Genomic DNA, 25712 nt, shown 5'->3' with positions numbered 1-25712 from the left:
TGGCAAAGGGCAAGAAAAAAGAGACCAAAGCAAGTACTTGGTCTCTCGTTTGATTAGCTCAATTCAGCAACGATGGCCTTGATTTGTTCTGCTGTGTGAACACCAGCAACTTGTTTGACAACTTGGCCGTCTTTTTTGAAGAGAAGAGTTGGGATAGACATGATTCCAAAAGCACGAGCTGTGTTTGGATTTTCATCCACGTCCATTTTAACGATTTTCAAGACATCTTCTGAAAGTTCTTCAGACAATTTATCCAAGATTGGACCTTGCATACGACATGGACCACACCAAGTTGCCCAGAAGTCTACCAAGACCAAACCGTCTTTTGTTTCTTGTTCGAATGTTGCATCTGTAATTGCTTTTGCCATTGTATTTCTCCTTTTTTAGTTATATTGGCTTAAATCTTGTTTCATGAGATAGAAGAAGACATCTCCATAAGTCCCATGGTAGTCCAAATCATGACCGTTGTAAGTTAATTTTTGGACAGGGTAATAGTCTGCGACGCCGATAAGGCAAGCTTGTTGTGAACGATCAAAGTCTTCATAAGATTCGAAAGTCACAGTTCTTTCGTTCTTGCTGGCATCTAGATAGGTAATTTCAATCATTTTAAAAACTCCTTTGTTTAATGATGACTTTATTTTACTCCTTGTAAAAGAGAATGTCAAGAAAAATGATTGCGCACGCAACTTTTTTCTAAAATCATCTTAAATCAAGAAATCCAAACCAGTTTCCAAGCTTTCTTCGACAGCCTTCTGTAGAGAGGCTAGTGTCTTTTGCCCATCACTTGTCAGGCAGATAAAGCTAGAGCGTCTATCTTGATCACAACACCTGCGACTAAGTAGACCGCAATTTTTGGCTTCCAAGCGAGCCACCATCCGAGAAACAGCGCTAGGGCTCAGATGAAGTTTATCTGGCAGGTCAATCTGGCGTAGAGATTTTTCTTGAGCCAAGTCCAGATAGTAGAGCAGGTAGAACTCTTTCAAGGTTAGACTTTGCTCGCTCTGCTGGGCAATAGTCTCTTCCAAGAGACTTTCAATTTCTTTCTGACGCCGATTGAAGTCAAACCATTTTTCCAAATAGGTCATAGTATCTCCTTTCTTTTTAGAGTTGTAAATAGAAGAAAGTCCATTCACGGACAGTCTCTGTATCACAAGATGATTGCGCATGCAATAATTATACTACTTTTCAAAAGAGCTGGCAAGAAGGACGCAGGCATCTTTTATCCTAAATTACGCTGTTTTCACTAGTCTTTAATTGTCTGTATCCCCTTTCCTCTCTAATTTTTAATGACTCTTGTGTATTTCCTTGAAATTTTCTGAAAAAAGAGTAAACTGGTATGCAAGAAGTCTATTTCGTGGAGTTTAGGATGAAATTATATGTTCAATTAATGATTCTCTTTGTGATTTCTCTAATCGGAGAGGGGATCTCTAGTTTCTTTCATTTGCCCATCCCAGGCAGTATTATCGGTTTGATTATTCTTTTTCTAGCCCTACAATTCAAGTGGCTGAGAACCAGGCATGTCAACATGGTGGGGAATTTCTTGCTGGCCAATATGACCATTCTCTTTTTGCCGCCAGCAGTGGGAATCATGGAGAAGTTTGATGTGATTGCTCCCTATCTTTTGCCAATTGTTTTGATTGTCTTTTTTGCAGCAGTCATCAATATTATCCTCATAGCCTTGGTAGTTCAGTTCATCAAGAGACGGTTTGAGGGAGATTATGAGAAAGGAGATGCCAAATGAGTGAATTTGTTTCCAATCCCCTATTTGGGCTTGCCCTGTCTATCCTAGCTTATCTAGTGGGGATGCTGATTTACAGACGTTTTCCCCATCCATTGACAACGCCCTTGCTTTTGTCAGCTGTTTTCATTATCATCTTTCTAAAGGTGACGGGTATTTCTTATCAAGATTACTACCAAGGTGGGGTTTATCTGAACAACTTGATTGTCCCATCGACCGTGGCTCTAGGGATTCCGCTTTATAAGAGTTTTCACTTGATGAAGCACCATGCACGGAGTATTCTCTTTGGTAGTCTGTTAGCAGTAGTTGTCAATACCTCTTTCACAGCCCTTGTAGCTAAGATTTTTGGAATGGACTTTTTCCTAGCCATTTCTCTCTTTCCGAAGTCAGTGACAACCGCCATGGCAGTGGGAATCACAGAAAAATTGCAAGGCTTGACGACCGTGACCTTGGTGGTTGTAGTGGCGACTGGGATTTTAACCAGTGTTATCGGACCAACCCTTTTGAAGTGGTTGAAAATAGATGATCCAGTAGCTGTTGGTCTTTCCCTTGGAGGAACAGGCCATGCAGTCGGAACGGGGACAGCCTTTCGATATGGCTCTGTAGCAGGAGCCATGGGTGGTTTGGCTATCGGTGTTACCGGTATTCTCTATGTCTTTGTCAGCCCTATTGTGGCCAGTTTGATATTGAGTTAAAAAAATTAACGGCAAAATTTCGAAATTTTAAAAATTTTTCAAAAAAATATTTGACAATCTACATGAGAAGATATACAATGAAGCCAGAGAAAACGGATACAAAATAATTTTTACTTAACAGTATATGAGATTTTTCTTTTCTATAAAAGAATTATACGTATAATTCTTTTATAGAAAAGAAGGGAGAGCGATGCTTAATTTGACTGATGTTATCAAAGTTGTTAAAAAAGGTCACCTAGCCTCAGTACAGCAGCATCCAGATAAATGCCCAGGGCGTTATCGTTAGATTGCCTTGAGTTGCTTATGTAAAAGCGATAATTTATCACTTTACTATTATAATGATGAGGCTGAGGGGGATCCCCTCAGCCTTTTTAAAGCGGGAGATAAGTTATGGAAACAATTTATTCTTTTTCTACAGATGATGTAGTTTATTTAAAAAATTTATATACAGGATCTATTTGTGAAATTGATGAGGAACTATTCAAGAAGTTATCTTTAAAAGAATTCCCTTACTTGATAAGTGAGATTGATAAACAAGTGCCCTTTATTCACTCTAAACGAATAGTAGAGGGAGATGAATTATCACTATATATAGTTACAACTATGTCGTGTAACTTGACTTGCTCTTATTGTTTTGAGAATGATAAGGATAGGAAACCGTCCTTAAGTAGTGAGTATGACGGTAAAAAGATTGTGAATTTTATATTAGATGAACTAAATTTTAAGAAGTATAAATCTCTGGATATCTGTTTTACTGGTGGTGAACCATTATATAACTTTCAGTTTATACGAAATTTATGTGAAACTTTAGATGAGAAACTAACTATTCCTATTTCGTATACTTTGATTACAAATGGAACGATATTCACAAATAAAATAATGTCTTTTCTTGACTGTCATAATTTCGCTATTCAAGTTTCTTTTGATGGTGATGAGCACTATCATAACCTAGAAAGATGCAATCGATTAGGGAAAGGAACTTATCATAGAATCATAAATAACTTGTCAGTTATGTTGGAAAAGTATAAAAATTTATCCATTCAGGCTAGAGTTAACATATCTAAAAGAAATTATATATCTATCCAGAAATTATTTTTAGATTTAAAAAAGTATACAGAATTTGAAAATTTTAATCTTTATTTTGATTTTGTAGCTGTACCTAACGATTCAATTCTATATATTGATAGTGAAACTAAAAAGAAGACTTGTCTAGATTTATTGCTGTTTTTATCAAAGGAAAATATACCGTATTATCATGATTTAAAAATAGGAGGCTACTGTATGTTCAAAAATCAAGATTCTCTTACAATTCATGCCAACGGTAACTTATATAAATGTTATTCATTAGTAGGGAATGAAAACTATCAGTTGGGAAGTATTGGTCAAGTTACTAATGAATTAACAGGTCTGGGAAGCATGTGTCCTTATAAAGATTGTGCTTATTATGAATTTTGTTATGGAGGTTGCCCATTTAATACATTTGTAAATAATGGGAAGATGGAACGCGATTGTCAGTTTGACTATTTAGAGTGGTTTCACAAGATTGTATTTTTAGATGAATTAGGATTATTGACAAAGGAGGATGTTGAAGGGACTATCCAACATATATCTGTTCATAAAATATATGTTGATAAAAATTTAACTATGGAGGCATGCAGATGAAAAGATTGTTATCCTATAACAATAAAGTGCTATTTCTAAAAAGCTTTATTTTGAATACCCTTGTTACTATACTAACTGTAGCTATTCCTTATATTAGTAAGTTATTTATTGACCATATTCTATCTCAGAAAGTTCATGCTATGATTGTTTACGGGGTGCTTTATGTAGGAATTTCTCTGTTTATTCAAGTTTTATATTATTTTTGTGATGTGCTTCAAGGAGAATCAGAATCGTATGTTTGGCAGAATATTTGCCAAAAAACTGCTGAAAATATCCAGCTCTATGATATGGTAGAGACAGAATTGTCTGAAGCTACCATTACACAAGAATTAGGGCAGACCTATGAGCTGTTAAAACGTTTTTTTAACGAATATCCTGTTGCTCTTCTCCTGTACTTGATACGAGCACTTGTGATTATAGGGATTTTATGGAGTATTTCTCCTACTATTGCTGTGATGATAGGTATTTTGATACCTGTATTTATCTTTATTTCGCAGAAATATAGTGGACGACTATCTAAGCTTGGTTCCGATACAGTGAATTGTATGAAGGATATACGCGATTATCTAGTGGATAGCTATAAACTCATGCCTAGTATGCGATTTTCAGCTCATTCTAGCTTGATTGATTTCTCTCCCTTGGTGAAAAAATATATTTTATGTAAAAATAAGGAAGTGAGAATGACTTCTTTATTTGAAAATTTTCTTTCCTATGCATTTTTGAATTTTATGATTATGATGACGACGATTATATCAGGTTATCAGACTTATAAAGGTTGGATTACGATTGGTGATCTAATGGCTATCCAACTATATATTTCACAATTTTGGACACCTATTGAATACTTCCTTGATGTTTATAAGGAGTACTCGGGAAGTAAGAAAATTATCGAAAATTTTATCAATTTTTTGGAACCTGTTCAGATTTCGTATGAGTCTATTCCAATTTTAGAGATAGTCTTAGAAAAGTATGTTAGCTTGGGGAGAGATGGTGAAGAACTGCATGAGCCACTAACAACTCGTTTAGAAAAAGGACATATTTATCGTATTGTTGGAGAAAATGGTGTTGGTAAGACGCGACTGATTTTAGCGATAGTAGGTTACAGCATGAATTATCATGGTGAGATTTACTTACCTAATTATAGAAAGAATTCGAATTTTTCATACTGCCCTGCAGAACCTATTGCGAGTCGATTTTATAAAAATGAATTGAGTCAAGGTGCATCCATGGGACAACTAAAATTGTTGCAGTTGCAAGAAGCAGTAGCGGTGGAGAAAGATGTTTATATTTTTGATGAGCCAAGTAATTTTTTAGATTCACAAAACAAGAAAAAAGTCGTGCAAATCCTGTCCGACTTGTTAGCAAAACAAAAGTTAGTGATTTTGATTAGTCATGATGATGATTTAGTCGATTTTCCAACAGAAGTTATCACTCTTCAATCATGTGACAGTGAGTAAGGAAAAGTATAACTTTATTGAGTTTAAGAAATAGATTAGTAAGAATAGACTGGGTAAAAAGTCTTTAAAATCAGAAAAATGCATAATATCAGGTGTGCAAAAACTTGATATTATGCGTTTTATTTTGGTAATATTAATTCATTTTCTCCTGAAATTGAGTTTTTGCCTAGCCTTCTTTTTAAATCGTATGTTATAGACTATTACTTTTCTCTGCTTAAATGAATGACTTGGTCATAGTGTTTTAAGTCTTCTTCCGTATAGTGGTGAATGACTTCAATGACTGTCTGAGGTAGGGAGAAGAGCAAGTCGCTAATTTTTCTGCTATTTTCCAAGTCAAGATTGGCCTTGATTTCATCTGCTAAGATGAGTTGGCTATCGTGGTAGAGGGCACGAGCGATTTCAAGGCGTTGTTTCTCGCCACCAGATAGACTATCATTACTGAGTGTTCGATTTTCCAAATGTTCTAATCCTGTTTTTTTGAGGATGTAATTTAAACATTCCTCCTTTTTATCCAGTCCTAGAAGGATATTGTCTTCCAGAGAGAGCGTGTCAAAGTAATGGCTATCTTGGAGGATATAGGAGCTGATGCCCGTGATTTCTTGACGTGATAGCTTTTGACCAGCAAAGCTAATCTGTCCACTTGTCGGTGTCTCTTCTCCATGAATGATATTGAGCAGGGTTGTCTTACCAGAGCCACTTTCCCCGATAATGGCAATTTTTTCTCCTTGCTTAATGTACATGGAAATCGGAGACAGGAGGCTATTCCCATCTTTTTCTAGGGAGATGGTGTTAAGCTGGATAGGGAAAATATTTTCTATGCTTCTAGGCGAGATGAAGTTAGACTGGCCCAAAAGTTTTTGGTATTTGTTGAGAAGAGTTCTATTCGCTTTTCGGGTGTTGGTAAAGTAAGCCAACTCTTGGAATTGATAACCGATATTATGGGAAACCAGATAGATGGCCACAAAACTCGCCGCATCTAAATAATTATAGTAGGTCATAAAGCCACCGATGACGATAGGTGTGACAGAACAAAAGGCATCGATGCTATTGATCAAGAGACTGTTTAAAGTGCGTTGCTTTTCATAGTTGATTTCGGCATCTAGACTGGTTTGTAATTGCTTTTGATAGCGAGCAAAAAAGTAGTCTTGCCCCTGATAATGGCGAATTTGTTGGCTACCACCAATAAAATTTGTCAAGCTTGCTAAGTAGCTTTGGTTAACAGTTGACCGCTTTTCAGAAAGTGAATCCAAACGCTTTGATCCAATAGCACTGCAGAGTACAGGAAAGGAGTAGAAGAGGATGAAAATCAAGCCGAGGTAAAAATTGGTCCATAGGGCATAGAGAATGGACACAGTTGTGAAGCCAAGAGAAGAAATGATGATGACCGTTGGCTCAATATAGTTTTCTTCTAGTTGCTTGACGTCGTTTTCTAGGTCAGATAAAATATCCTTTTCATCAATCTCATAACTGTTTAAAAATCGCTTGAAAATAGCACTCTTGATTCCATATTTGAAATCAGTAATCAAACGGGCGTAGTAATAGCGTTTCCCAGCCAAACCTATTAAGAGGATGAGATTACCAAGGATTCCTAAAATCAAAACTTTCCAAAGAAGGCCTAGTTCTTGATTGGTAAAACTAGCAACAATATTTTGAACAAGGGCTGGTGTGATAATCGCTTCAAGCCAAGTAATGGTAATAGAAAAGAAGTAAAGTGCGAGGTGCTTCTTGGTAACAAATCTTCTCAGCATAAAGAGTTGACCTCCTTATCGATATACATGTAATTAGTTTTAAAGTCATTATACTCCTTTTTATTAAATACTTCATATAAAAATGTAAGTCCTGAGAACGAAAAAAGTCTAGCGAGTTATTGCCGCTAGACTTTAAAACTATTGCAAGTTAATCTTGTTTTTCAAGATGTGATAAGTTCCTAAAAAGTTGAATTGATGAGATAATGTATTTTTGATTAGAGAGCAATTACTGGGTAATGTATGAAGTATTGACAGTTGGTTAGTTTGAACTTAATTTAGTGATCTGTATATGTCTGTTTTAGGTACTATTAGATTACAAGTCGCTGTTTTCAATAATATTTTTTCCACCAACTTTATCAAAAGGAACTGAAGACTTTTTAGTTGGAATTTCTGTTATAAGATAGGATTTTTCTAATGAGTAGCCAGCATAGAATTGATTATAAATTTGTCCATAAATAAGTGACTTTGAAAGGAATTCAGCCTTTTCCTTGTCTTTATTTGTAAATTCTAATTTTTCTGCAACTGTTCTATTACCGGAAGGATCAGTTTCTATAGTTCCCTTAACAATATCAAATTCTTTCTTATCATAGAAGTTTTTTTCCGATAATTTTTTTATTTCATCAATACTTTTATTTGTTATGTCTTTAAGTGTAATTTCAACTTGTTCTTCACTAGAATCTTTTGTTTTTTCAGGTTCTTTACCAATAGCATAGGATGTAATGTTGCCATTTTTCGTGAAATATATATACGTTATTTTATCATCTTTTGAAATTGTATCACTAGAGGCGTTAGCGACGAAGAATACTCTCTCTCTGCTTTCGTTTATTAATTCAACTATTCCTTTTCCTGTTATTTCTGTTTGAGCTGAATTTTGGGAACAAGCTCCTAAGAAAATACTAATAAATAATAAGACTAAAAATAGTAATCTATTTCTTTGTTTCATATGGGACTCCTAAAAGTTATTTATTTTTAATAACTCTATTGTATCATACAAGAAGCTTATATAGATTAAAAACATTGTCAATTGTGTCAATAATTTTGTGTAAAAACTTCATTATAGTTATAGGGGGTAATTTTAATAAGACCTCAAGTATGTTGGAATATCGTTCTCATACTTAGTAAATTGCGTTATAAGAATATATTTAGTTTAGTGGTGTATTAGATTTTGTTATAACAAATTCGTTATTTTTTGTTTACGCATTTTATTTACATTATGTTAAAGATGATAAAAAAGCCTAGCGAGTTATTATCGCTAGACTTTAAAACTATTGCAAATTAACCTTGTTTCTCAAGATATAGTAGGTTCCGAGATAAAAGATAGCTATGAAAATGAGTTCTTCAACAATACCTATGCTTGTTCCCATATAGAAATTATCATTAAATCCTGCAAGTGAATTGACATAGAAGTTAGCACTGGTATTGAAGAAGACTTCAATAAATCCAATGACGATTAGGATTCCAATGTAGGCTACAATAGCGAGTGCTGTACGGTATTCATTGAACAGTTGTCCAATAGAAATGGCCAAGTAAATGCAGAGGATTCCTGAGATTGTACTAAGCAGGAAGGATACCCCCATAAGAGAGAGTTGAGGAAGGTATGTTCCTACAAGTGGAATCAACTCAGAATTTGATATCCATTCTGGAACCGTTATAGTCACAATAATAACAGCACTTAGAGCCAGTACAGCCGAGCTAAGGATAGACCAGATGAAGGCTCCGACTAATTTAGCAGTGATGATATAGTGCTCAGAAACTGGCAAGGTCAAAGTCAGATAGCCTTGTCGGTCATATACACTACCTTTGAAGCGTTTAATGATTAAGAAAAGAGTTGAAATCCCCAGTGTAATTATCAAGCCACCGAAGACGAGAGCCAGAAAGATAAATAGGAAAGGTTGGCTATCTTTGAAAGATACATAAGAATAGTAGTGTCCTTGCATTCCTATGGGGACGGAAAGGACTAGCACGGCAGCGTAAAGGGCTAAATACCACTTGTTAACATTTTTAAATTCGTAGCGAACTAAATTCCAAAACATAATAATCTCCTTTGCTTAGGCCTTAAATTCCTGACGGAAGAGTTGGTCAATGGATTCACCTGACTCATAGCGAATATCATCTACATTTCCTTGACGAACGACTTTTCCGTCTTTGAGGAAGACAATTTCATCCAAGATTGGCTCAATATCAGAAATCAAGTGGGTAGAAATCAAAACGGTAGAAGTTGGGGAGTAGTTGTTGATAATGGTATTGAGGATATACTCACGGGCTGCTGGATCCACTCCACCAATGGGTTCGTCCAGAACGTAGAGACGAGCATCACGGCTCATAACCAAAATCAGTTGGACCTTTTCCTTGTTCCCTTTTGATAGTTTCTTGAGACGACTATTTTCATCAATGCCCAGGTCTGCAAGTAGATGATGGGCGCGTTCCAGATTGAAATCTTTATAGAAGGTCTTGAAGTAGGTTAGGGCTTCCTTGACCTTCATTTGCTCATTGAGATAGGTCGTATCTGGCAAATAAGCTACGATAGCCTTGGTTGCTGGGCTTGGGTCCATATCGTTGATAAGGACGCGTCCTTGATCTGGCTGCAAGAGGCCATTGATGAGTTTAATCAGGGTTGTTTTTCCTGAGCCATTTGGCCCAAGAAGACCGACAATTTTTCCAGCTGGAATGTCAAGAGAAACATTTTCAAGGGCTGGTGTTGCTCCATATGATTTGGATACATTTTCAAATGCTAGTAATGACATAGGCTTAAACTCCTTTAATATAATCGCCGACTACGCCTGGTAGTTCTTCTTTTTCATAGCCAAAATGGGTCATGGAGGAAACGAAGTGTTCCAATTCTTCTTCTGATAATTGTTTACGCGATTGAGCGATTAGCTCCTTATCCTCAGTCACAAATCGTCCAGTTGTGCGCTTGCTGTAGACAAATCCTTCTCGTTCGAGGTCTGATAAGGCTCTTTGGATGGTGTTTGGATTGACACCCGCCTCGCTCGCCAGCTCTCTCACGGTTGGAAGTTGTTGATTGGGTTCCAGTGTATGGGAAACAATCTGAAGCTTGATTTTCTCCATAATCTGTAAATAAATGGGTTTTTTGTTGTCAAATGTCCAGGACATCTTGGTCTCCTTTCTTTTATCCTCTTGTCTTAATTAAATAATACAACAAAACAAAAAACTTGTCAAGCAAAAAGAAGAATTGTTTTGGGAATCGTTTAAAAAATGGTATAATGAAAAGAAAACGATAAGGAGGGAAAGGATGCGTTGTCCAAAATGTGGGGCTACCAAGTCAAGTGTTATCGATAGTCGCCAAGCAGAAGAAGGGAACACTATTCGTAGAAGACGTGAGTGCGATGAATGCCAACACCGTTTTACAACCTACGAACGAGTAGAAGAAAGAACCTTAGTGGTTGTTAAAAAAGATGGCACACGGGAACAATTCTCCAGAGATAAAATCTTTAATGGGATTATCCGCTCAGCCCAGAAACGTCCTGTGTCAAGTGATGAAATAAACATGGTAGTCAATCGTATCGAACAGAAACTCCGTGGTCGAAATGAAAATGAAATTCAAAGTGAGGACATTGGTTCACTCGTCATGGAGGAGTTGGCTGAGTTGGATGAGATTACCTATGTGCGTTTTGCCAGTGTCTATCGTAGTTTTAAGGATGTCAGTGAGTTAGAGAGCCTGCTCCAACAAATCACCCAGTCCTCTAAAAAGAAAAAGGAAAGATAAATGAAGCCAATTGACCGTTTTTCTTATCTAAAGAATAATCGGGTGTCGCAAGATACCTCATCTCTGGTACAGTGCTACCTCCCGATTATCGGTCAGGAGGCGCTGAGCCTTTATCTTTATACGATTAGTTTTTGGGATAATGGCAGAAAGGAATACCTTTTTTCAAGCATTCTCAATCATCTCAATTTTGGGATGGACAGACTTTTAAAATCCTTGAAAATCCTATCTGCTTTCAATCTCTTGACCCTCTATCAAAAGGGTGATACCTATCAGATAGTTATCCATGCTCCTCTTTCAAGTCAAGATTTCTTGGAGCATCCTGTTTATCGCAGACTTTTGGAGAAAAAGATTGGCGATGCAGCTGTGGAGGATTTGAATGTTGAGAGTGCTGAGGGAGAAGAAATACCTGTCTCACTCAATCAAGTCTTTCCAGACTTGGCTGAATTGGGAAGTCAAGAAGACCTTAGTCTCAAGAAGAAAGTGGCCAACGATTTTGACTTAGACCATTTTCGTCAGCTTATGGCTCGAGATGGGCTTCGTTTTGCGGATGAGCAGTCCGATGTCTTAAACCTCTTTGCCATTGCCGAGGAGAAGAAATGGACTTGGTTTGAAACCTATCAATTGGCCAAGTCAACAGCTGTTTCTCAGGTTATTTCAACCAAACGAATGCGGGAAAAAATCGCTCAAAAACCTGTTTCCTCTGACTTTAGTCCTAAGGAAGCAACCATTATCAAAGAAGCAAAAAGTAAAACCGCCTTGCAGTTCTTGGCAGAAATCAAGCAGACACGCAAGGGGACCATTACCCAAACAGAAAGAGAACTCTTGCAACAAATGGCTGGCTTGGGCTTGCTGGACGAAGTCATCAATATCATTCTCTTGTTGACCTTTAATAAGGTGGATTCAGCAAATATCAATGAGAAATATGCCATGAAGGTGGCTAATGACTATGCCTATCAAAAGATACATTCGGCAGAAGAGGCAGTCTTGCGCATTCGTGAACGAGGACAGAAGAATCAGGCTCAAAAGGCCAGTAAACCCAGTCCTACCAAGTCCAATGTACCCAAGTGGAGTAACCCAGATTATAAGAATGAAACCAGCGAGGAAACTCGTCTGGAACTAGAACGTAAGAAACAAGAACTATTAGCTCGATTAGAAAAAGGAGGAGATTAGATGGAAAGTGTCGGAGACGTACTCAAACGTCAACCTAGCCGTTTTCATTATCAAGATTTGGTCCAGAAAATCATGAAGGATCCTGATGTTGCGGCCTTTATCCAGCAAGAATCCTTGACTCCAGAGGAATTAAATCGCAGTATCTCCAAGTTTAATCAGTATATCACCGAGCGTGACAAATTTCTCCGTGGGGATACGGATTATATTGCCAAAGGATACAAGCCGATTTTGGTTATGAATCATGGCTATGCAGATGTTTCATATGAAGAAACTCCTGAACTAATCGCGGCGGAAAAAGAAGCGGCTATTAAGAACCGTCTCAAGTTAATCAATCTGCCAGCCAGTCTCAGGAAAGCTAGTTTAGCTCAAGTTGACTTGGATGATTTGGGTCGCTTGCCAGTTTTTGAAAAGCTATTAGCCTTCGTGGAGCAATATCCAACTATTCGAAAAGGTCTCTATCTCTATGGAGACTTTGGTGTGGGTAAAAGTTTCATGGTGGCTGCCTTAGCCCATGATTTATCAGAAAAACGTGGTGTTTCATCAACTCTCCTCCACTATCCTAGCTTTGTCATCGATGTCAAAAATGCTATCGGTGATGGCAATGTGAAGACCTTGGTGGATGAGCTTAAGCTTTCTGAAGTCCTGATTTTAGATGACATTGGTGCCGAGCAGTCAACAGCTTGGGTGCGTGACGAAATCCTGCAGGTCATTCTCCAATACCGTATGCAGGAAGATTTACCGACCTTTTTCACATCCAACTTCAACTTTGATGATTTGGAGCAGCATTTCGCTAAAGGGAAGCATGGAAATGACGAAACCTGGGAAGCTAGAAGGGTCATGGAACGCATCCGTTATTTGGCTGAGGAGACTCGTTTAGAAGGAGTAAACCGTCGATGACAGAAACAATCAAATTAATGAAGGCTCACACTTCAGTGCGCAGATTTAAGGAGCAAGCTCTTCCTCAGGAAGACTTGACTGAAATCCTGACAGCAGCCCAGATGGCCTCGTCTTGGAAGAATTTCCAATCCTACTCTGTGATTGTGGTACGAAGTCAAGAAAAGAAAGATACCTTGTATGAATTGGTGCCTCAAGAAGCCATTCGCCAGTCAGCTGTTTTCCTTCTCTTTGTCGGAGATTTGAACCGAGCAGAAAAGGGAGCACGACTCCATACCGACACCTTCCAACCTCAAGGTGTGGAAGGCCTCTTGATTAGTTCGGTCGATGCGGCTCTTGCTGGACAGAATGCCTTGCTGGCAGCTGAAAGCTTGGGCTATGGTGGTGTCATTATTGGCTTGGTGCGTTACAAGTCAGAAGAAGTGGCAGAGCTTTTTAACCTGCCTGACTACACCTATCCTGTCTTTGGGATGGCACTGGGTGTGCCAAATCAAAATCATGATGTGAAACCAAGACTGCCACTAGAGAATGTTGTCTTTGAGGAAGAATATCAGGAACAAACAGTTGATGTGATTGAAGCTTATGATCGTGTACAGGCGGACTATGCTGGGGCGCGTGCGACCACAAGCTGGAGTCAGCGCCTAGCGGAACAGTTTGGTCAAGCTGAACCAAGCTCAACTAGAAAAAATCTTGAACAGAAGAAGTTATTGTAGAAAGTGAGAAATTATGGCCCTACCAACTATTGCCATTGTAGGACGTCCCAATGTTGGGAAATCAACCCTATTTAATCGGATCGCTGGTGAGCGAATCTCCATTGTAGAAGACGTCGAAGGAGTGACACGTGACCGTATCTATGCAACGGGTGAGTGGCTCAATCGTTCCTTTAGCATGATTGATACAGGAGGAATCGATGATGTCGATGCTCCTTTCATGGAACAAATCAAGCACCAGGCAGAAATTGCCATGGAAGAAGCCGATGTTATCGTCTTTGTCGTGTCTGGTAAGGAAGGGATTACCGATGCAGACGAATACGTAGCCCGTAAACTTTATAAGACCCACAAACCAGTTATCCTCGCGGTTAACAAGGTGGACAACCCTGAGATGCGAAATGATATCTATGATTTCTATGCTCTCGGTTTGGGTGAACCACTGCCTATCTCATCTGTCCATGGTATCGGTACAGGGGATGTGCTAGATGCCATCGTAGAAAATCTTCCAAATGAATATGAAGAAGAAAACCCAGATGTCATTAAGTTTAGCTTGATTGGTCGTCCTAACGTCGGAAAATCAAGCTTGATTAACGCTATTTTGGGAGAAGACCGTGTTATTGCTAGTCCTGTTGCTGGAACAACACGTGATGCCATTGATACCCACTTTACAGATACAGATGGTCAAGAGTTTACCATGATTGATACGGCTGGTATGCGTAAGTCTGGTAAGGTTTATGAAAATACCGAGAAATATTCTGTCATGCGTGCCATGCGTGCTATTGACCGTTCAGATGTGGTCTTAATGGTCATTAATGCGGAAGAAGGCATTCGTGAATACGACAAGCGTATCGCAGGATTTGCCCATGAAGCTGGTAAAGGGATGATTATCGTGGTCAATAAGTGGGATACACTTGAAAAAGATAACCACACTATGAAAAACTGGGAAGAAGATATCCGTGAGCAGTTCCAATATCTACCTTACGCACCGATTATCTTTGTATCTGCTTTGACCAAGCAACGTCTCCACAAACTGCCTGAGATGATCAAGCAAATCAGCGAAAGTCAAAACACACGTATCCCATCAGCTGTCTTGAACGATGTGATTATGGATGCCATTGCCATTAACCCAACACCGACAGACAAAGGGAAACGACTTAAGATTTTCTACGCGACCCAAGTGGCAACCAAACCACCAACCTTTGTCATCTTTGTCAACGAAGAAGAGCTCATGCACTTTTCTTACTTGCGTTTCTTGGAAAATCAAATCCGCAAGGCCTTTGTCTTTGAAGGAACACCAATCCATCTCATCGCAAGAAAACGCAAATAAAAAAGTAGAATCTGGAATGACATTTCCAGATTTTTTTGATATAATAAAATAATAGAAAACGCTATCAAAAAAGAGGTGTCGATGAAACATTTGTTTAAATTTATAATCTTATTTCCCTGTTTTTACTTTTTCAATTGGATAGACAAAGCTGACAGGGATAGTAAGATTTTCCCGATCCTCTACTATTTTTACTGGGTTTACATCCCCCTCTATGCTCTTTTTAGCCTTGCTTGGACAGTTATTTCAGTTCTGTTTTTCAATATCGTCTTGAGAAATTTGACAGATATCAAGTTATGGGGCATTTGGTTTCTTTTTATTCTGCTAGCTATTGGTCTGAATAGGTTAACTTATTTCTGTTTCAAAAAAATGCTTCGCTTGAGACGAGAACTGGGGAAGTCTAAAGCAGGGAGACATTGATTTACATCGGTTTTTATTTTTAGGAGGTAGCTTATGGCACATCTAAAATCATTTATTTCACGCTATTCTAAGGTCTATATTGGTTTAGTTCTGCTGATCTGGATTGCTTTCTTCTTTGTTCCTTGGGATAAACCAGTTCTGGGAATATCTATCAATCTCTTAATCATGCAGAAAGTTTTACTAGTTTTTGGAATTCTGTCGATTTTGATGGCCTTGCTGTCCAAGAAAGTCAGTCTCTTTGTTTTTGGACTCATCTGCTGTCTTTCTCTTTGGATAAATCTATTTATCCTATTTGCGATTTTGCCGATTTTTGTTGGCAATTAAAGCATCATAAAAGTCAGAGAGGTTAGCTTGGAAACTAGCCTCTTTTTCCTTTTCAAAATGGGGATTCTTCCTTGAAAATAATCAGTAATTGTGCTAAAATTAAAAGAACATTCTAAAATATTCGGAATTTAAAGTAAGGAAAAACATGGCTAATATTTTAAAAACAATTATCGAAAATGATAAAGGAGAAATCCGTCGTCTGGAAAAGATGGCTGACAAGGTTTTCAAATACGAAGACCAAATGGCTGCTTTGACAGATGACCAACTAAAAGCAAAAACAGTTGAATTTAAAGAACGTTATCAAAATGGAGAATCACTGGATTCATTGCTTTATGAAGCATTTGCGGTTGTCCGTGAAGGTGCTAAACGTGTCCTAGGTCTCTTCCCATATAAGGTTCAGGTCATGGGTGGAATCGTTCTTCACCATGGTGACGTGCCAGAGATGCGTACAGGGGAAGGGAAAACCTTGACTGCGACCATGCCGGTATACCTCAATGCCCTCTCAGGTAAAGGGGTCCACGTAGTTACGGTTAACGAATACCTGTCCGAGCGTGACGCGACTGAGATGGGTGAATTGTACTCTTGGCTTGGTTTGTCAGTAGGGATTAACTTGGCTGCCAAATCTCCAATGGAGAAAAAAGAAGCCTATGAGTGTGATATTACTTACTCAACCAACTCAGAAATCGGATTTGACTACCTTCGTGATAACATGGTCGTTCGTGCTGAAAACATGGTACAACGTCCGCTTAACTATGCTTTGGTTGATGAGGTTGACTCTATCTTGATTGACGAGGCTCGTACACCTTTGATCGTATCAGGTGCTAACGCAGTTGAAACCAGTCAGCTCTACCACATGGCAGACCACTATGTAAAATCTTTGGACAAAGACGACTACATCATCGATGTGCAGTCTAAAACTATTGGTTTGTCTGATTCAGGGATCGACAAGGCTGAAAGCTACTTCAAACTTGAAAACCTCTATGACATCGAAAACGTAGCTCTGACTCACTTTATCGATAACGCCCTTCGTGCCAACTATATCATGCTTCTCGATATTGACTATGTGGTGAGCGAAGAACAAGAAATTTTGATTGTCGACCAATTTACAGGTCGTACCATGGAAGGTCGTCGTTATTCTGATGGCTTGCACCAAGCCATTGAAGCCAAAGAAGGTGTGCCAATCCAGGATGAAACCAAGACATCTGCCTCAATCACTTACCAAAACCTTTTCCGTATGTACAAGAAATTGTCTGGTATGACGGGTACAGGTAAGACTGAGGAAGAAGAATTCCGTGAAATCTACAACATTCGTGTTATTCCAATTCCAACAAACCGTCCTGTTCAACGTATTGACCACTCAGACCTTCTTTATGCAAGTATTGAGGCTAAGTTTAAGGCGGTTGTCGAAGATGTTAAGGCTCGCTACCAAAAAGGTCAGCCTGTCTTGGTTGGTACAGTAGCGGTTGAAACCAGTGACTATATTTCTAAGAAATTGGTCGCAGCTGGTGTTCCTCACGAAGTTTTGAATGCTAAGAACCACTATAAAGAAGCTCAAATCATCATGAATGCTGGTCAACGTGGTGCTGTTACTATCGCAACCAACATGGCCGGTCGTGGTACCGACATCAAGCTTGGTGAAGGAGTTCGCGAACTTGGAGGACTTTGTGTTATTGGTACAGAACGCCATGAAAGCCGTCGTATCGATAACCAGCTTCGTGGACGTTCAGGTCGTCAAGGAGACCCAGGTGAGTCACAATTCTACCTCTCTCTTGAAGATGATTTGATGAAACGTTTTGGTTCTGAACGCTTGAAGGGAATCTTTGAACGTCTCAACATGTCTGAAGAGGCCATTGAGTCTCGTATGTTGACGCGTCAGGTTGAGGCAGCGCAAAAACGTGTCGAAGGAAATAACTACGATACCCGTAAACAAGTCCTTCAATACGATGATGTCATGCGTGAACAACGTGAGATTATCTATGCTCAACGTTACGATGTCATCACTGCAGATCGTGACTTGGCACCTGAAATTCAGGCTATGATCAAACGCACGATTGAACGTGTCGTTGATGGTCATGCGCGTGCCAAACAAGATGAAAAACTAGAGGCAATTTTGAACTTTGCTAAGTACAACTTGCTTCCAGAAGATTCTATTACGATGGAAGACTTGTCAGGCTTGTCTGATAAGGCTATTAAGGAAGAACTCTTCCAACGTGCCTTGCAAGTTTACGATAGTCAGGTTTCAAAACTACGTGATGAAGAAGCAGTTAAAGAATTCCAAAAAGTCTTGATTCTACGAGTGGTGGATAACAAGTGGACAGATCATATCGATGCCCTCGATCAATTGCGTAACGCGGTTGGACTTCGTGGCTATGCTCAGAACAACCCTGTTGTTGAGTATCAGGCAGAAGGTTTCCGTATGTTTAATGACATGATTGGTTCGATTGAGTTTGATGTGACACGTTTGATGATGAAAGCACAAATTCATGAACAAGAAAGACCACAGGCAGAACGCCATATCAGTACAACAGCGACTCGTAATATTGCTGCCCACCAAGCAAGTATGCCAGAAGATTTGGATTTGAGCCAGATTGGACGCAATGAACTTTGCCCATGTGGTTCTGGTAAGAAGTTTAAAAACTGTCACGGAAAAAGACAATAAAATGAGATAGTTTAGATGCGGATACCTTGTGAAAAGTAAATTTTTACTTGGTATCCGTTTGCTTTATAAGGAGATGAGTTATGGTATTTACAGCAAAAAGTCCTAAAATTAATATTGAAGAAGTTCGTGCCTTATCAAAATTAGAAGGCCAAGCTTTGGAGAGAAAATCACAGCGCGATCAAGAGCTAGAAGCCATTATACGTGGAGAAGACCAGCGGATTCTCTTGGTAATCGGGCCATGCTCATCTGATAATGAAGAAGCTGTCCTTGAATACGCTAAGCGTTTGGCAGTCCTACAAGAAGAAGTGGCAGACCGTATCTTTATGGTTATGCGTGTTTACACTGCTAAACCGCGTACCAACGGAGATGGCTACAAGGGCTTGATTCACCAGCCTAACGCGACAGAGGCGCCAAGCCTCATCAATGGAATCAAAGCCGTTCGTCATCTTCATTATCGTGTTATCACGGAAACTGGTATGACAACAGCTGATGAAATGCTTTATCCTGAAAATCTTCCGCTTGTGGATGATTTGATTTCTTACATGGCAGTTGGTGCCCGTTCAGTTGAAGACCAGCAACACCGCTTTGTGGCAAGTGGAGCAGATTTTGCGACTGGTTTTAAAAATCCAACATCTGGAAATCTCAATGTCATGTTTAATGGGATTTATGCTGCTCAAAACAAGCAAAGTTTCCTTTTCCTAGGAAAAGAAGTGGAAACAACTGGGAACCCGCTTTCGCATGCCATTCTTCGTGGTGCTCTTAATGAGTATGGAAAAAATATTCCCAACTACTATTATGACAATTTAATTGACACCATTGCCCAGTATGAGAAAATGGGCTTGGAAAATCCTTTTATCATCATTGATACCAATCATGACAATTCTGGTAAGCAGTATATGGAACAAATCCGAATTGTCCGCCAGACCTTGATTAATCGTGCTTGGAATGAAAAAATCAAGCAGTTCGTTCGTGGTTTTATGATTGAGTCTTATCTGGAAGATGGTCGACAAAATGAGCCAGAAGTATTTGGCAAGTCTATCACAGACCCTTGCCTTGGCTGGGAAAATACGGAAGGCCTCGTCAGAGAAATCTACCAAACGCTAGGAGAATAGTATGGCATTTATTGAAAAAGGTCAAGAAATCGATATTGAAGCAATTAAGGCAGAAACTCAATTGTCTGCGGAAGCCTTGCGACTAAAGGAGCGTCGTGATAGAGAAATGGCAGACATCATTTCAGGAGAAGATGACCGGATCCTTTTGGTGATTGGTCCTTGCTCGTCTGACAATGAAGAGGCTGTCTTGGAATATGCCCGCCGTTTATCTGCCTTGCAAAAGAAGGTGGCGGACAAGATTTTCATGGTTATGCGTGTTTATACAGCTAAACCTCGCACCAACGGAGACGGCTATAAAGGTTTGGTTCACCAACCAGATACTTCTAAGGCTCCAAGTCTGATTAACGGCTTGCAGGCTGTTCGTCAGTTGCACTACCGCGTGATTACAGAGACTGGTTTGACAACGGCAGATGAGATGCTTTATCCGTCAAATCTGGTCTTGGTAGATGATTTGGTCAGCTACCATGCTGTGGGGGCTCGTTCTGTGGAAGACCAAGAGCACCGTTTTGTGGCTTCAGGGATTGATGCACCAGTCGGGATGAAAAATCCAACTTCTGGAAATTTGGGTGTCATGTTTAATGGCATCTATGCCGCTCAAAATAAACAAACCTTCCTCTTTCATGGTCAAGAAGTTGAAACTTCAGGAAATCCCTTAGCTCACGTCATCCTCCGTGGAGCAGTTAATGAATATGGGAAAAATGAGCCTAACTTTTACTATGAAACCCTGCTAAATGCTATTGAGCGCTATGAAGCCATGGGACTTGAAAATCCCTTTATCCTCATTGATACCAACCATGATAACTCAGGAAAGCAATATATGGAACAGATTCGAATTGTCCGCCAGACCTTGCAAAATCGTGATTGGAACGAGAAAATCAAAAAGACGGTTCGAGGCTTTATGATTGAATCCTATCTAGCAGATGGTCGTCAAAATCAACCAGAGGTCTTTGGTTGCTCTATTACTGACCCTTGCCTAGGTTGGGAAAATACAGAGGCTTTGGTAGAAGAAATCTATGCTACCTTAACAAAATAAGTGAAAAGGATGGAGTTGGGGAATCTCAACTCCTTTTGATGAGAATGATAGTTGGACACGGAATTGACATCGAAGAATTGGCTTCGATAGAAAGCGCAGTTACACGACATGAAGGTTTTGCCAAGCGCGTGCTGACCGCTAAGGAAATGGAACGGTTTAACAGTCTTAAAGGGCGCAGGCGAATCGAATATTTGGCTGGTCGCTGGTCGGCTAAGGAGGCCTTTTCCAAGGCTCTGGGAACGGGTATTGGCAAGCTCGGTTTTCAGGATTTGGAAGTCTTGAATAATGAACGCGGGGCGCCTTATTTTAGTCAGGCACCATTTTCAGGAAAGATTTGGCTGTCTATCAGCCATACAGATCAGTTTGTGACAGCCAGTGTCATTTTGGAGGAAAATCATGAAAGCTAGTCCACATAGACCAACCAAGGCTCTGATTCATCTGGGAGCTATTCGACAAAATATTCAGCAAATGAGGGCTCATATCCCTAATGGGACACTCAAGTGGGCAGTGGTCAAGGCCAATGCTTACGGTCATGGAGCAGTAACCGTTGCTAAGGCGATTCAAGATGATGTAGATGGCTTTTGCGTTTCCAATATTGATGAAGCCATTGAACTCAGACAGGCTGGACTCAGCAAGAAAATCCTTATTTTAGGAGTTTCTGAAATCGAAGCTGTTTCTCTTGCTAAAGAATACGATATCACCTTGACTGTGGCTGGACTGGAGTGGATTCAAGCACTCTTATCTAGTGAGGAAAACCTAGCAGGTTTAACAGTCCACCTCAAGATTGATTCAGGAATGGGACGGATTGGTTTTCGAGAGGCTAGTGAAGCCGAGCAGGTTCAAGATTTGCTTCAACAACACGGTGCCCGTGTTGAAGGGATTTTTACCCACTTTGCTACTGCAGACGAGGAATCAGATGACTACTTTAATGCCCAGTTAGAACGGTTTAAAACTATTTTGGCCAGTATAAAGGAAGTGCCAGAGCTGGTTCATGCCAGCAACTCGGCAACGACCCTCTGGCATGCAGAGACCATTTTTAACGCCGTCCGTATGGGAGATGCCATGTATGGTCTGAATCCTAGCGGAGAGGTTTTGGACTTACCCTATGACTTGAAATCAGCCTTGACCTTGGAGTCTGCTCTGGTTCATGTCAAGACAGTTCCAGCCGGAGCTTGCATGGGCTACGGAGCGACCTATCAGGCAGACAGCGAGCAAGTCATTGCGACGGTGCCAATCGGTTATGCGGATGGTTGGACACGTGACATGCAGAATTTCTTCGTCTTGGTAGATGGCCAAGCTTGCCCAATCGTTGGGCGGGTTTCGATGGACCAAATCACCATTCGTCTGCCTAAGCTTTATCCACTGGGAACCAAGGTAATCTTGATTGGCTCTGACGGAGGCAAGGAAATCACAGCTACTCAGGTAGCGACCTACCGTGGGACTATTAACTATGAAGTGGTTTGTCTTCTCAGCGACCGCATTCCGAGAGAATATTATTAGAAAAGAAAGGAGTGGAGCATGAATCTACATCAACCCTTGCATGTCTTACCTGGTGTGGGACCAAAGTCAGCAGAAAAATACGCCAAACTAGGAATTGAAAATTTGCAAGACCTCTTGCTCTACTTTCCTTTCCGTTATGAAGACTTTAAGACCAAGCAGGTGCTGGAACTAGAAGACGGTGAGAAGGCGGTTCTTTCTGGTCAAGTTGTGACTCCTGCCAGTGTCCAGTATTATGGTTTCAAGCGCAATCGTCTGCGCTTTAGCCTCAAGCAGGGAGAAGTCGTTTTTGCGGTGAATTTCTTTAACCAGCCTTATCTAGCTGATAAGATAGAGTTGGGAGCAACTCTTGCTGTCTTTGGAAAATGGGACCGCGCAAAGGCTAGTCTGACAGGGATGAAGGTCCTGGCTCAGGTGGAAGATGACCTCCAGCCTGTCTATCGCTTGGCTCAGGGAATCAGTCAGACCAGTTTGGTTAAGGTCATTAAAACAGCCTTTGATCAGGGACTGGACCTCTTGATTGAGGAAAATCTTCCCCAGTCTTTGCTGGACAAATACAAACTCATGTCCCGTTGTCAGGCCGTTCGTGCCATGCATTTTCCAAAGGATTTGGCAGAATACAAGCAGGCCCTTCGCCGTATCAAGTTTGAAGAACTCTTTTATTTTCAAATGCAGTTGCAGATGCTCAAGTCTGAAAATAGAGTTCAGGGCAGCGGTCTGGTTTTGAACTGGTCTCAGAAAAAAGTGACAGAAGTCAAAGAAAGGCTACCTTTTGCCCTGACCCCAGCTCAGGAAAAGAGTTTGCAGGAAATTTTGACCGACATGAAGTCGGACCACCACATGAATCGTCTTTTGCAAGGGGATGTGGGGAGCGGGAAAACGGTAGTCGCTGGCTTGGCTATGTATGCGGCAGTGACAGCTGGTTATCAGGCTGCCCTAATGGTACCAACAGAAATCCTCGCAGAGCAACACTTTGAGAGTTTACAGAACCTCTTTCCAGACTTGAAACTGGCTCTTTTGACAGGTTCCTTGAAAGCTGCAGAAAAGAGAGAAGTTTTGGAGACCATTGCCAAGGGTGAGGCTGATTTGATTATTGGAACCCATGCTCTGATACAGGATGGAGTGGATTATGATCGCCTTGGTTTGATTATTATCGATGAGCAGCACCGTTTTGGTGTAGGGCAAAGGCGTGTTCTGAGAGAAAAAGGCGACAACACAGATGTTCTCATGATGACAGCGACTCCTATTCCACGGACGCTGGCTATCACAGCCTTTGGCGATATGGATGTTTCCATTATCGACCAGATGCCAGCAGGGCGGAAGCCTATTGTGACACGCTGGATCAAGCATGAGCAACTACCTCAGGTCTTGACTTGGTTAGAGGGGGAAATTCAAAAAGGTTCCCAAGCCTATGTCATCTCTCCCTTGATTGAAGAATCAGAAGCTCTGGATTTGAAAAATGCCATTGCCTTATCAGAGGAATTGACGGTTCATTTTGATGGTAAGGCAGAGGTGGCTCTTCTACATGGTAAGATGAAGAGTGACGAAAAAGACCAGATTATGCAGGATTTCAAAGAGAGAAAAACGGATATTCTAGTTTCGACGACGGTTATTGAGGTCGGCGTTAATGTTCCCAATGCGACTGTCATGATCATCATGGATGCCGATCGTTTCGGTCTTAGCCAGCTGCACCAGCTCAGAGGTCGTGTTGGTCGGGGAGATAAGCAGTCCTATGCCGTTCTAGTTGCCAATCCTAAGACTGATTCTGGGAAAGATCGCATGCGCATCATGACAGAAACCACCAATGGATTTGTCCTTGCTGAGGAAGATTTGAAAATGCGTGGTTCGGGTGAGATTTTTGGAACCAGACAGTCAGGACTTCCAGAGTTCCAAGTAGCTGATATTATCGAAGATTTTCCGATTTTAGAAGAAGCCAGAAAGGTTGCTAGCTACATTAGTTCTATCGAGGGTTGGCAAGAGGATCCAGAGTGGCGCATGATTGCTCTTCATTTGGAAAAGAAAGAACATTTAGATTAATACTCTTCGAAAATCAAATTCAAACCACGTCAGCTTCGCCTTGCCGTACTCAAGTACTGCCTACGGCTAGCTTCCTAGTTTGCTCTTTGATTTTCATTGAGTTATAAGCTTTCTATAAGGAAATCTTAAGCTAGCTTTCAGGTTTGCCCCTTATACTAGAGTCATCAAAAAGAAACGAGGACTCTCAGATGACAGTAACGATTAAAGTAAATTACCAAACTACTTTCCAAAAGAAGGAAGCAACAAAATAAGATTGAACAGGAGAAAAAGGGCGGAAATGCTCTTTTTTTTGTTTCTAAAACTACTTTCAGTCTATCATCCCAAAAATAAAGAATCTAAAATCACTTTCCGTTTACTCTTCTTTCTTGCATTGATTTCTCAGATATGCTACAGTTGTGATAGCGATTACAAAATAAAAGGAGCATGCTATGAAAAATCTAGCTTTGTTAGAAGAAATCAAGACTTATAGAGGACGGGATGAGGTTCCAGAAGACTTTGATGCTTTCTGGGATGAGGAAGTGAAAAAAGTTTCAACTCTTCCAGTCTACCAGTTAGAGGAAAGAGATTTCCACATTCCTCAAGTTAAGTGCTATGAATTAACCTTTAAAGGAACCAATGAAGGTAAGGTCTATGCGCGCATCGTTCTTCCAAAGAGTGAGGAGAAGGTTCCGCTAATCTTCCATTTCCATGGTTATATGGGACGTGGCTGGGACTGGGCCGACATGCTGGCATTCACCGTAGCTGGTTATGGTGTTGTTTCCATGGATGTGCGGGGCCAGTCAGGTTACTCGCAAGACGGTTTGCGTTCTCCTCTTGGAAATACGGTGAAAGGGCATATTATCCGTGGTGCTGTGGAAGGTCGGGAGCATCTCTTTTATAAGGATGTTTATCTGGATATTTACCAGTTGATCGAAATTGTTGCTAGTCTGTCTGAGGTTGATGAGAAGCGTCTTTCTAGCTATGGTGCCTCACAAGGAGGGGCCTTAGCCTTGGTTGCGGCGGCGCTCAATCCTCGAATTGAGAAAACTGTTGCCATCTATCCTTTCTTGTCAGACTTCAGACGAGTGCTTGAGATTGGTAATACTAGCGAGGCTTACGACGAACTTTTCCGATACTTCAAGTTCCACGATCCTTTCCATGAAACTGAGGAGGAAATCATGGCGACCATTGCCTATATCGATGTGAAAAATCTTGCCCATCGTATCAAGGGTGAGGTTAAGATGATTACGGGCTTGGACGATGATGTTTGCTATCCTATTACCCAGTTTGCGATTTACAACCGCCTGACCTGCGACAAGGCCTATCGCATCATGCCTGAGTATGCCCACGAAGCCATGAATGTCTTTGTCAATGACCAAGTCTACAACTGGATCTGTGGCAGTGAGATTCCTTTTAAGTATGTAAAATAATGAATGAGAGAGCCTAGTAGCTCTCTTTTTGTGTAAGGGAGTTGAAAGTACTTTTAAAAATATTAAAATATTAAAATATTACTGAAAGTAAAATCT

The 25712-nt window shown here is 40.3% G+C and carries 26 protein-coding genes; 18 read left to right on the top strand and 8 right to left on the bottom strand.

Going from position 1 to position 25712, the window contains the following annotated elements; translation table 11 throughout:
* Positions 1-53 precede the first annotated feature (53 nt).
* From trxA to QM409_RS04255, 3 genes are all read right to left on the bottom strand, one after another.
* A complete protein-coding gene (trxA, locus tag QM409_RS04265) occupies positions 54-368 on the bottom strand; it encodes a thioredoxin (protein WP_001029581.1) in 315 nt (104 codons plus the stop codon).
* A gap of 15 nt (positions 369-383) precedes the next feature.
* A complete protein-coding gene (locus QM409_RS04260) occupies positions 384-605 on the bottom strand; it encodes a DUF4649 family protein (RefSeq protein ID WP_000570256.1) in 222 nt (73 codons plus the stop codon).
* Positions 606-704: 99 nt separating this feature from the next.
* Positions 705-1085, bottom strand: coding sequence for a MarR family winged helix-turn-helix transcriptional regulator (locus QM409_RS04255; RefSeq protein ID WP_000221632.1), 381 nt, complete (start codon positions 1083-1085; stop codon positions 705-707).
* A 281-nt stretch (positions 1086-1366) separates the two neighbouring features.
* On the opposite strand from QM409_RS04255, the gene QM409_RS04250 reads away from it, so the two are divergent.
* The 4 genes from QM409_RS04250 to QM409_RS04235 all read left to right on the top strand — a co-directional run bounded on the left by QM409_RS04250 (position 1367) and on the right by QM409_RS04235 (position 5552).
* The gene (locus tag QM409_RS04250; RefSeq protein WP_000781325.1) at positions 1367-1741 is read left to right on the top strand and encodes a CidA/LrgA family protein; all 375 of its coding nucleotides are present in this window, start codon (positions 1367-1369) and stop codon (positions 1739-1741) included.
* On the top strand, positions 1738-2433 hold the full coding sequence (locus QM409_RS04245; RefSeq protein WP_001288952.1) for an LrgB family protein: 696 nt from the start codon (positions 1738-1740) through the stop codon (positions 2431-2433). The genes QM409_RS04250 and QM409_RS04245 overlap by 4 nt, the downstream gene beginning before the upstream one ends.
* Before the next feature lie 390 nt (positions 2434-2823).
* The gene (locus QM409_RS04240; protein ID WP_239822565.1) at positions 2824-4095 is read left to right on the top strand and encodes a radical SAM/SPASM domain-containing protein; all 1272 of its coding nucleotides are present in this window, start codon (positions 2824-2826) and stop codon (positions 4093-4095) included.
* Entirely contained in the window at positions 4092-5552 is a 1461-nt protein-coding gene (locus tag QM409_RS04235; RefSeq protein ID WP_000826208.1) for an ABC transporter ATP-binding protein, read from the top strand. Before QM409_RS04240 ends, QM409_RS04235 begins: the two co-directional genes overlap by 4 nt.
* Positions 5553-5752: 200 nt before the next feature.
* Here QM409_RS04235 and QM409_RS04230 read toward each other — a convergent pair whose 3' ends face one another.
* The 5 genes from QM409_RS04230 to QM409_RS04210 form a co-directional block, all read right to left on the bottom strand.
* On the bottom strand, positions 5753-7300 hold the full coding sequence (locus QM409_RS04230; protein ID WP_414305172.1) for an ATP-binding cassette domain-containing protein: 1548 nt from the start codon (positions 7298-7300) through the stop codon (positions 5753-5755).
* Between the two features lie 313 nt (positions 7301-7613).
* Positions 7614-8243: a hypothetical protein gene (locus QM409_RS04225; RefSeq protein ID WP_261096372.1), complete on the bottom strand. Its 630-nt coding sequence runs from the start codon at positions 8241-8243 to the stop codon at positions 7614-7616.
* A gap of 322 nt (positions 8244-8565) precedes the next feature.
* Positions 8566-9333, bottom strand: coding sequence for a hypothetical protein (locus tag QM409_RS04220; protein WP_000498768.1), 768 nt, complete (start codon positions 9331-9333; stop codon positions 8566-8568).
* A 15-nt stretch (positions 9334-9348) separates the two neighbouring features.
* Positions 9349-10044: an ABC transporter ATP-binding protein gene (locus tag QM409_RS04215; protein ID WP_000054197.1), complete on the bottom strand. Its 696-nt coding sequence runs from the start codon at positions 10042-10044 to the stop codon at positions 9349-9351.
* A gap of 4 nt (positions 10045-10048) precedes the next feature.
* The gene (locus tag QM409_RS04210; protein ID WP_000119149.1) at positions 10049-10414 is read right to left on the bottom strand and encodes a GntR family transcriptional regulator; all 366 of its coding nucleotides are present in this window, start codon (positions 10412-10414) and stop codon (positions 10049-10051) included.
* Positions 10415-10553: 139 nt separating this feature from the next.
* Between QM409_RS04210 and nrdR the strand changes: the two genes are divergently transcribed.
* The 14 genes from nrdR to QM409_RS04140 all read left to right on the top strand — a co-directional run bounded on the left by nrdR (position 10554) and on the right by QM409_RS04140 (position 25616).
* The gene (nrdR, locus tag QM409_RS04205; protein WP_001203672.1) at positions 10554-11027 is read left to right on the top strand and encodes a transcriptional regulator NrdR; all 474 of its coding nucleotides are present in this window, start codon (positions 10554-10556) and stop codon (positions 11025-11027) included.
* The gene (locus QM409_RS04200) at positions 11028-12197 is read left to right on the top strand and encodes a replication initiation and membrane attachment family protein (RefSeq protein ID WP_049488293.1); all 1170 of its coding nucleotides are present in this window, start codon (positions 11028-11030) and stop codon (positions 12195-12197) included.
* Entirely contained in the window at positions 12198-13094 is an 897-nt protein-coding gene (dnaI, locus tag QM409_RS04195) for a primosomal protein DnaI (protein WP_049488296.1), read from the top strand.
* A complete protein-coding gene (locus QM409_RS04190; RefSeq protein WP_049488297.1) occupies positions 13091-13804 on the top strand; it encodes an NADPH-dependent oxidoreductase in 714 nt (237 codons plus the stop codon). The genes dnaI and QM409_RS04190 overlap by 4 nt, the downstream gene beginning before the upstream one ends.
* Before the next feature lie 13 nt (positions 13805-13817).
* Entirely contained in the window at positions 13818-15128 is a 1311-nt protein-coding gene (gene der / locus QM409_RS04185) for a ribosome biogenesis GTPase Der (protein ID WP_001207696.1), read from the top strand.
* Between the two features lie 81 nt (positions 15129-15209).
* Entirely contained in the window at positions 15210-15545 is a 336-nt protein-coding gene (locus QM409_RS04180) for a hypothetical protein (RefSeq protein ID WP_000681321.1), read from the top strand.
* A 33-nt stretch (positions 15546-15578) separates the two neighbouring features.
* Positions 15579-15869 carry a hypothetical protein gene (locus QM409_RS04175; RefSeq protein WP_000940693.1) on the top strand — a complete coding sequence of 97 codons (291 nt, stop codon included), beginning with the start codon at positions 15579-15581 and terminating at the stop codon, positions 15867-15869.
* Positions 15870-16014: 145 nt separating this feature from the next.
* Complete coding sequence (gene secA, locus QM409_RS04170; protein ID WP_261013319.1) at positions 16015-18528, top strand: preprotein translocase subunit SecA; 2514 nt, start codon at positions 16015-16017, stop codon at positions 18526-18528.
* A gap of 80 nt (positions 18529-18608) precedes the next feature.
* Positions 18609-19640 carry a 3-deoxy-7-phosphoheptulonate synthase gene (locus QM409_RS04165; RefSeq protein WP_414305173.1) on the top strand — a complete coding sequence of 344 codons (1032 nt, stop codon included), beginning with the start codon at positions 18609-18611 and terminating at the stop codon, positions 19638-19640.
* A 1-nt stretch (position 19641) separates the two neighbouring features.
* The gene (locus QM409_RS04160) at positions 19642-20673 is read left to right on the top strand and encodes a 3-deoxy-7-phosphoheptulonate synthase (RefSeq protein WP_000864048.1); all 1032 of its coding nucleotides are present in this window, start codon (positions 19642-19644) and stop codon (positions 20671-20673) included.
* A 44-nt stretch (positions 20674-20717) separates the two neighbouring features.
* Positions 20718-21080 carry a holo-ACP synthase gene (gene acpS, locus QM409_RS04155; RefSeq protein ID WP_000635004.1) on the top strand — a complete coding sequence of 121 codons (363 nt, stop codon included), beginning with the start codon at positions 20718-20720 and terminating at the stop codon, positions 21078-21080.
* Entirely contained in the window at positions 21070-22173 is a 1104-nt protein-coding gene (gene alr / locus QM409_RS04150) for an alanine racemase (RefSeq protein WP_414305174.1), read from the top strand. The genes acpS and alr overlap by 11 nt, the downstream gene beginning before the upstream one ends.
* A gap of 18 nt (positions 22174-22191) precedes the next feature.
* The gene (gene recG, locus QM409_RS04145; protein WP_414305175.1) at positions 22192-24207 is read left to right on the top strand and encodes an ATP-dependent DNA helicase RecG; all 2016 of its coding nucleotides are present in this window, start codon (positions 22192-22194) and stop codon (positions 24205-24207) included.
* Between the two features lie 428 nt (positions 24208-24635).
* Positions 24636-25616: an acetylxylan esterase gene (locus tag QM409_RS04140; RefSeq protein ID WP_414305176.1), complete on the top strand. Its 981-nt coding sequence runs from the start codon at positions 24636-24638 to the stop codon at positions 25614-25616.
* The last annotated feature ends 96 nt before the right edge of the window (positions 25617-25712 follow it).

The sequence above is a fragment of the Streptococcus mitis genome (assembly GCF_047465045.1).
Lineage (GTDB): Bacteria > Bacillota > Bacilli > Lactobacillales > Streptococcaceae > Streptococcus > Streptococcus mitis_DT.
Note: the sequence above shows the minus strand (reverse complement) of the source record. Positions and strands in the feature narration are given on the sequence as shown.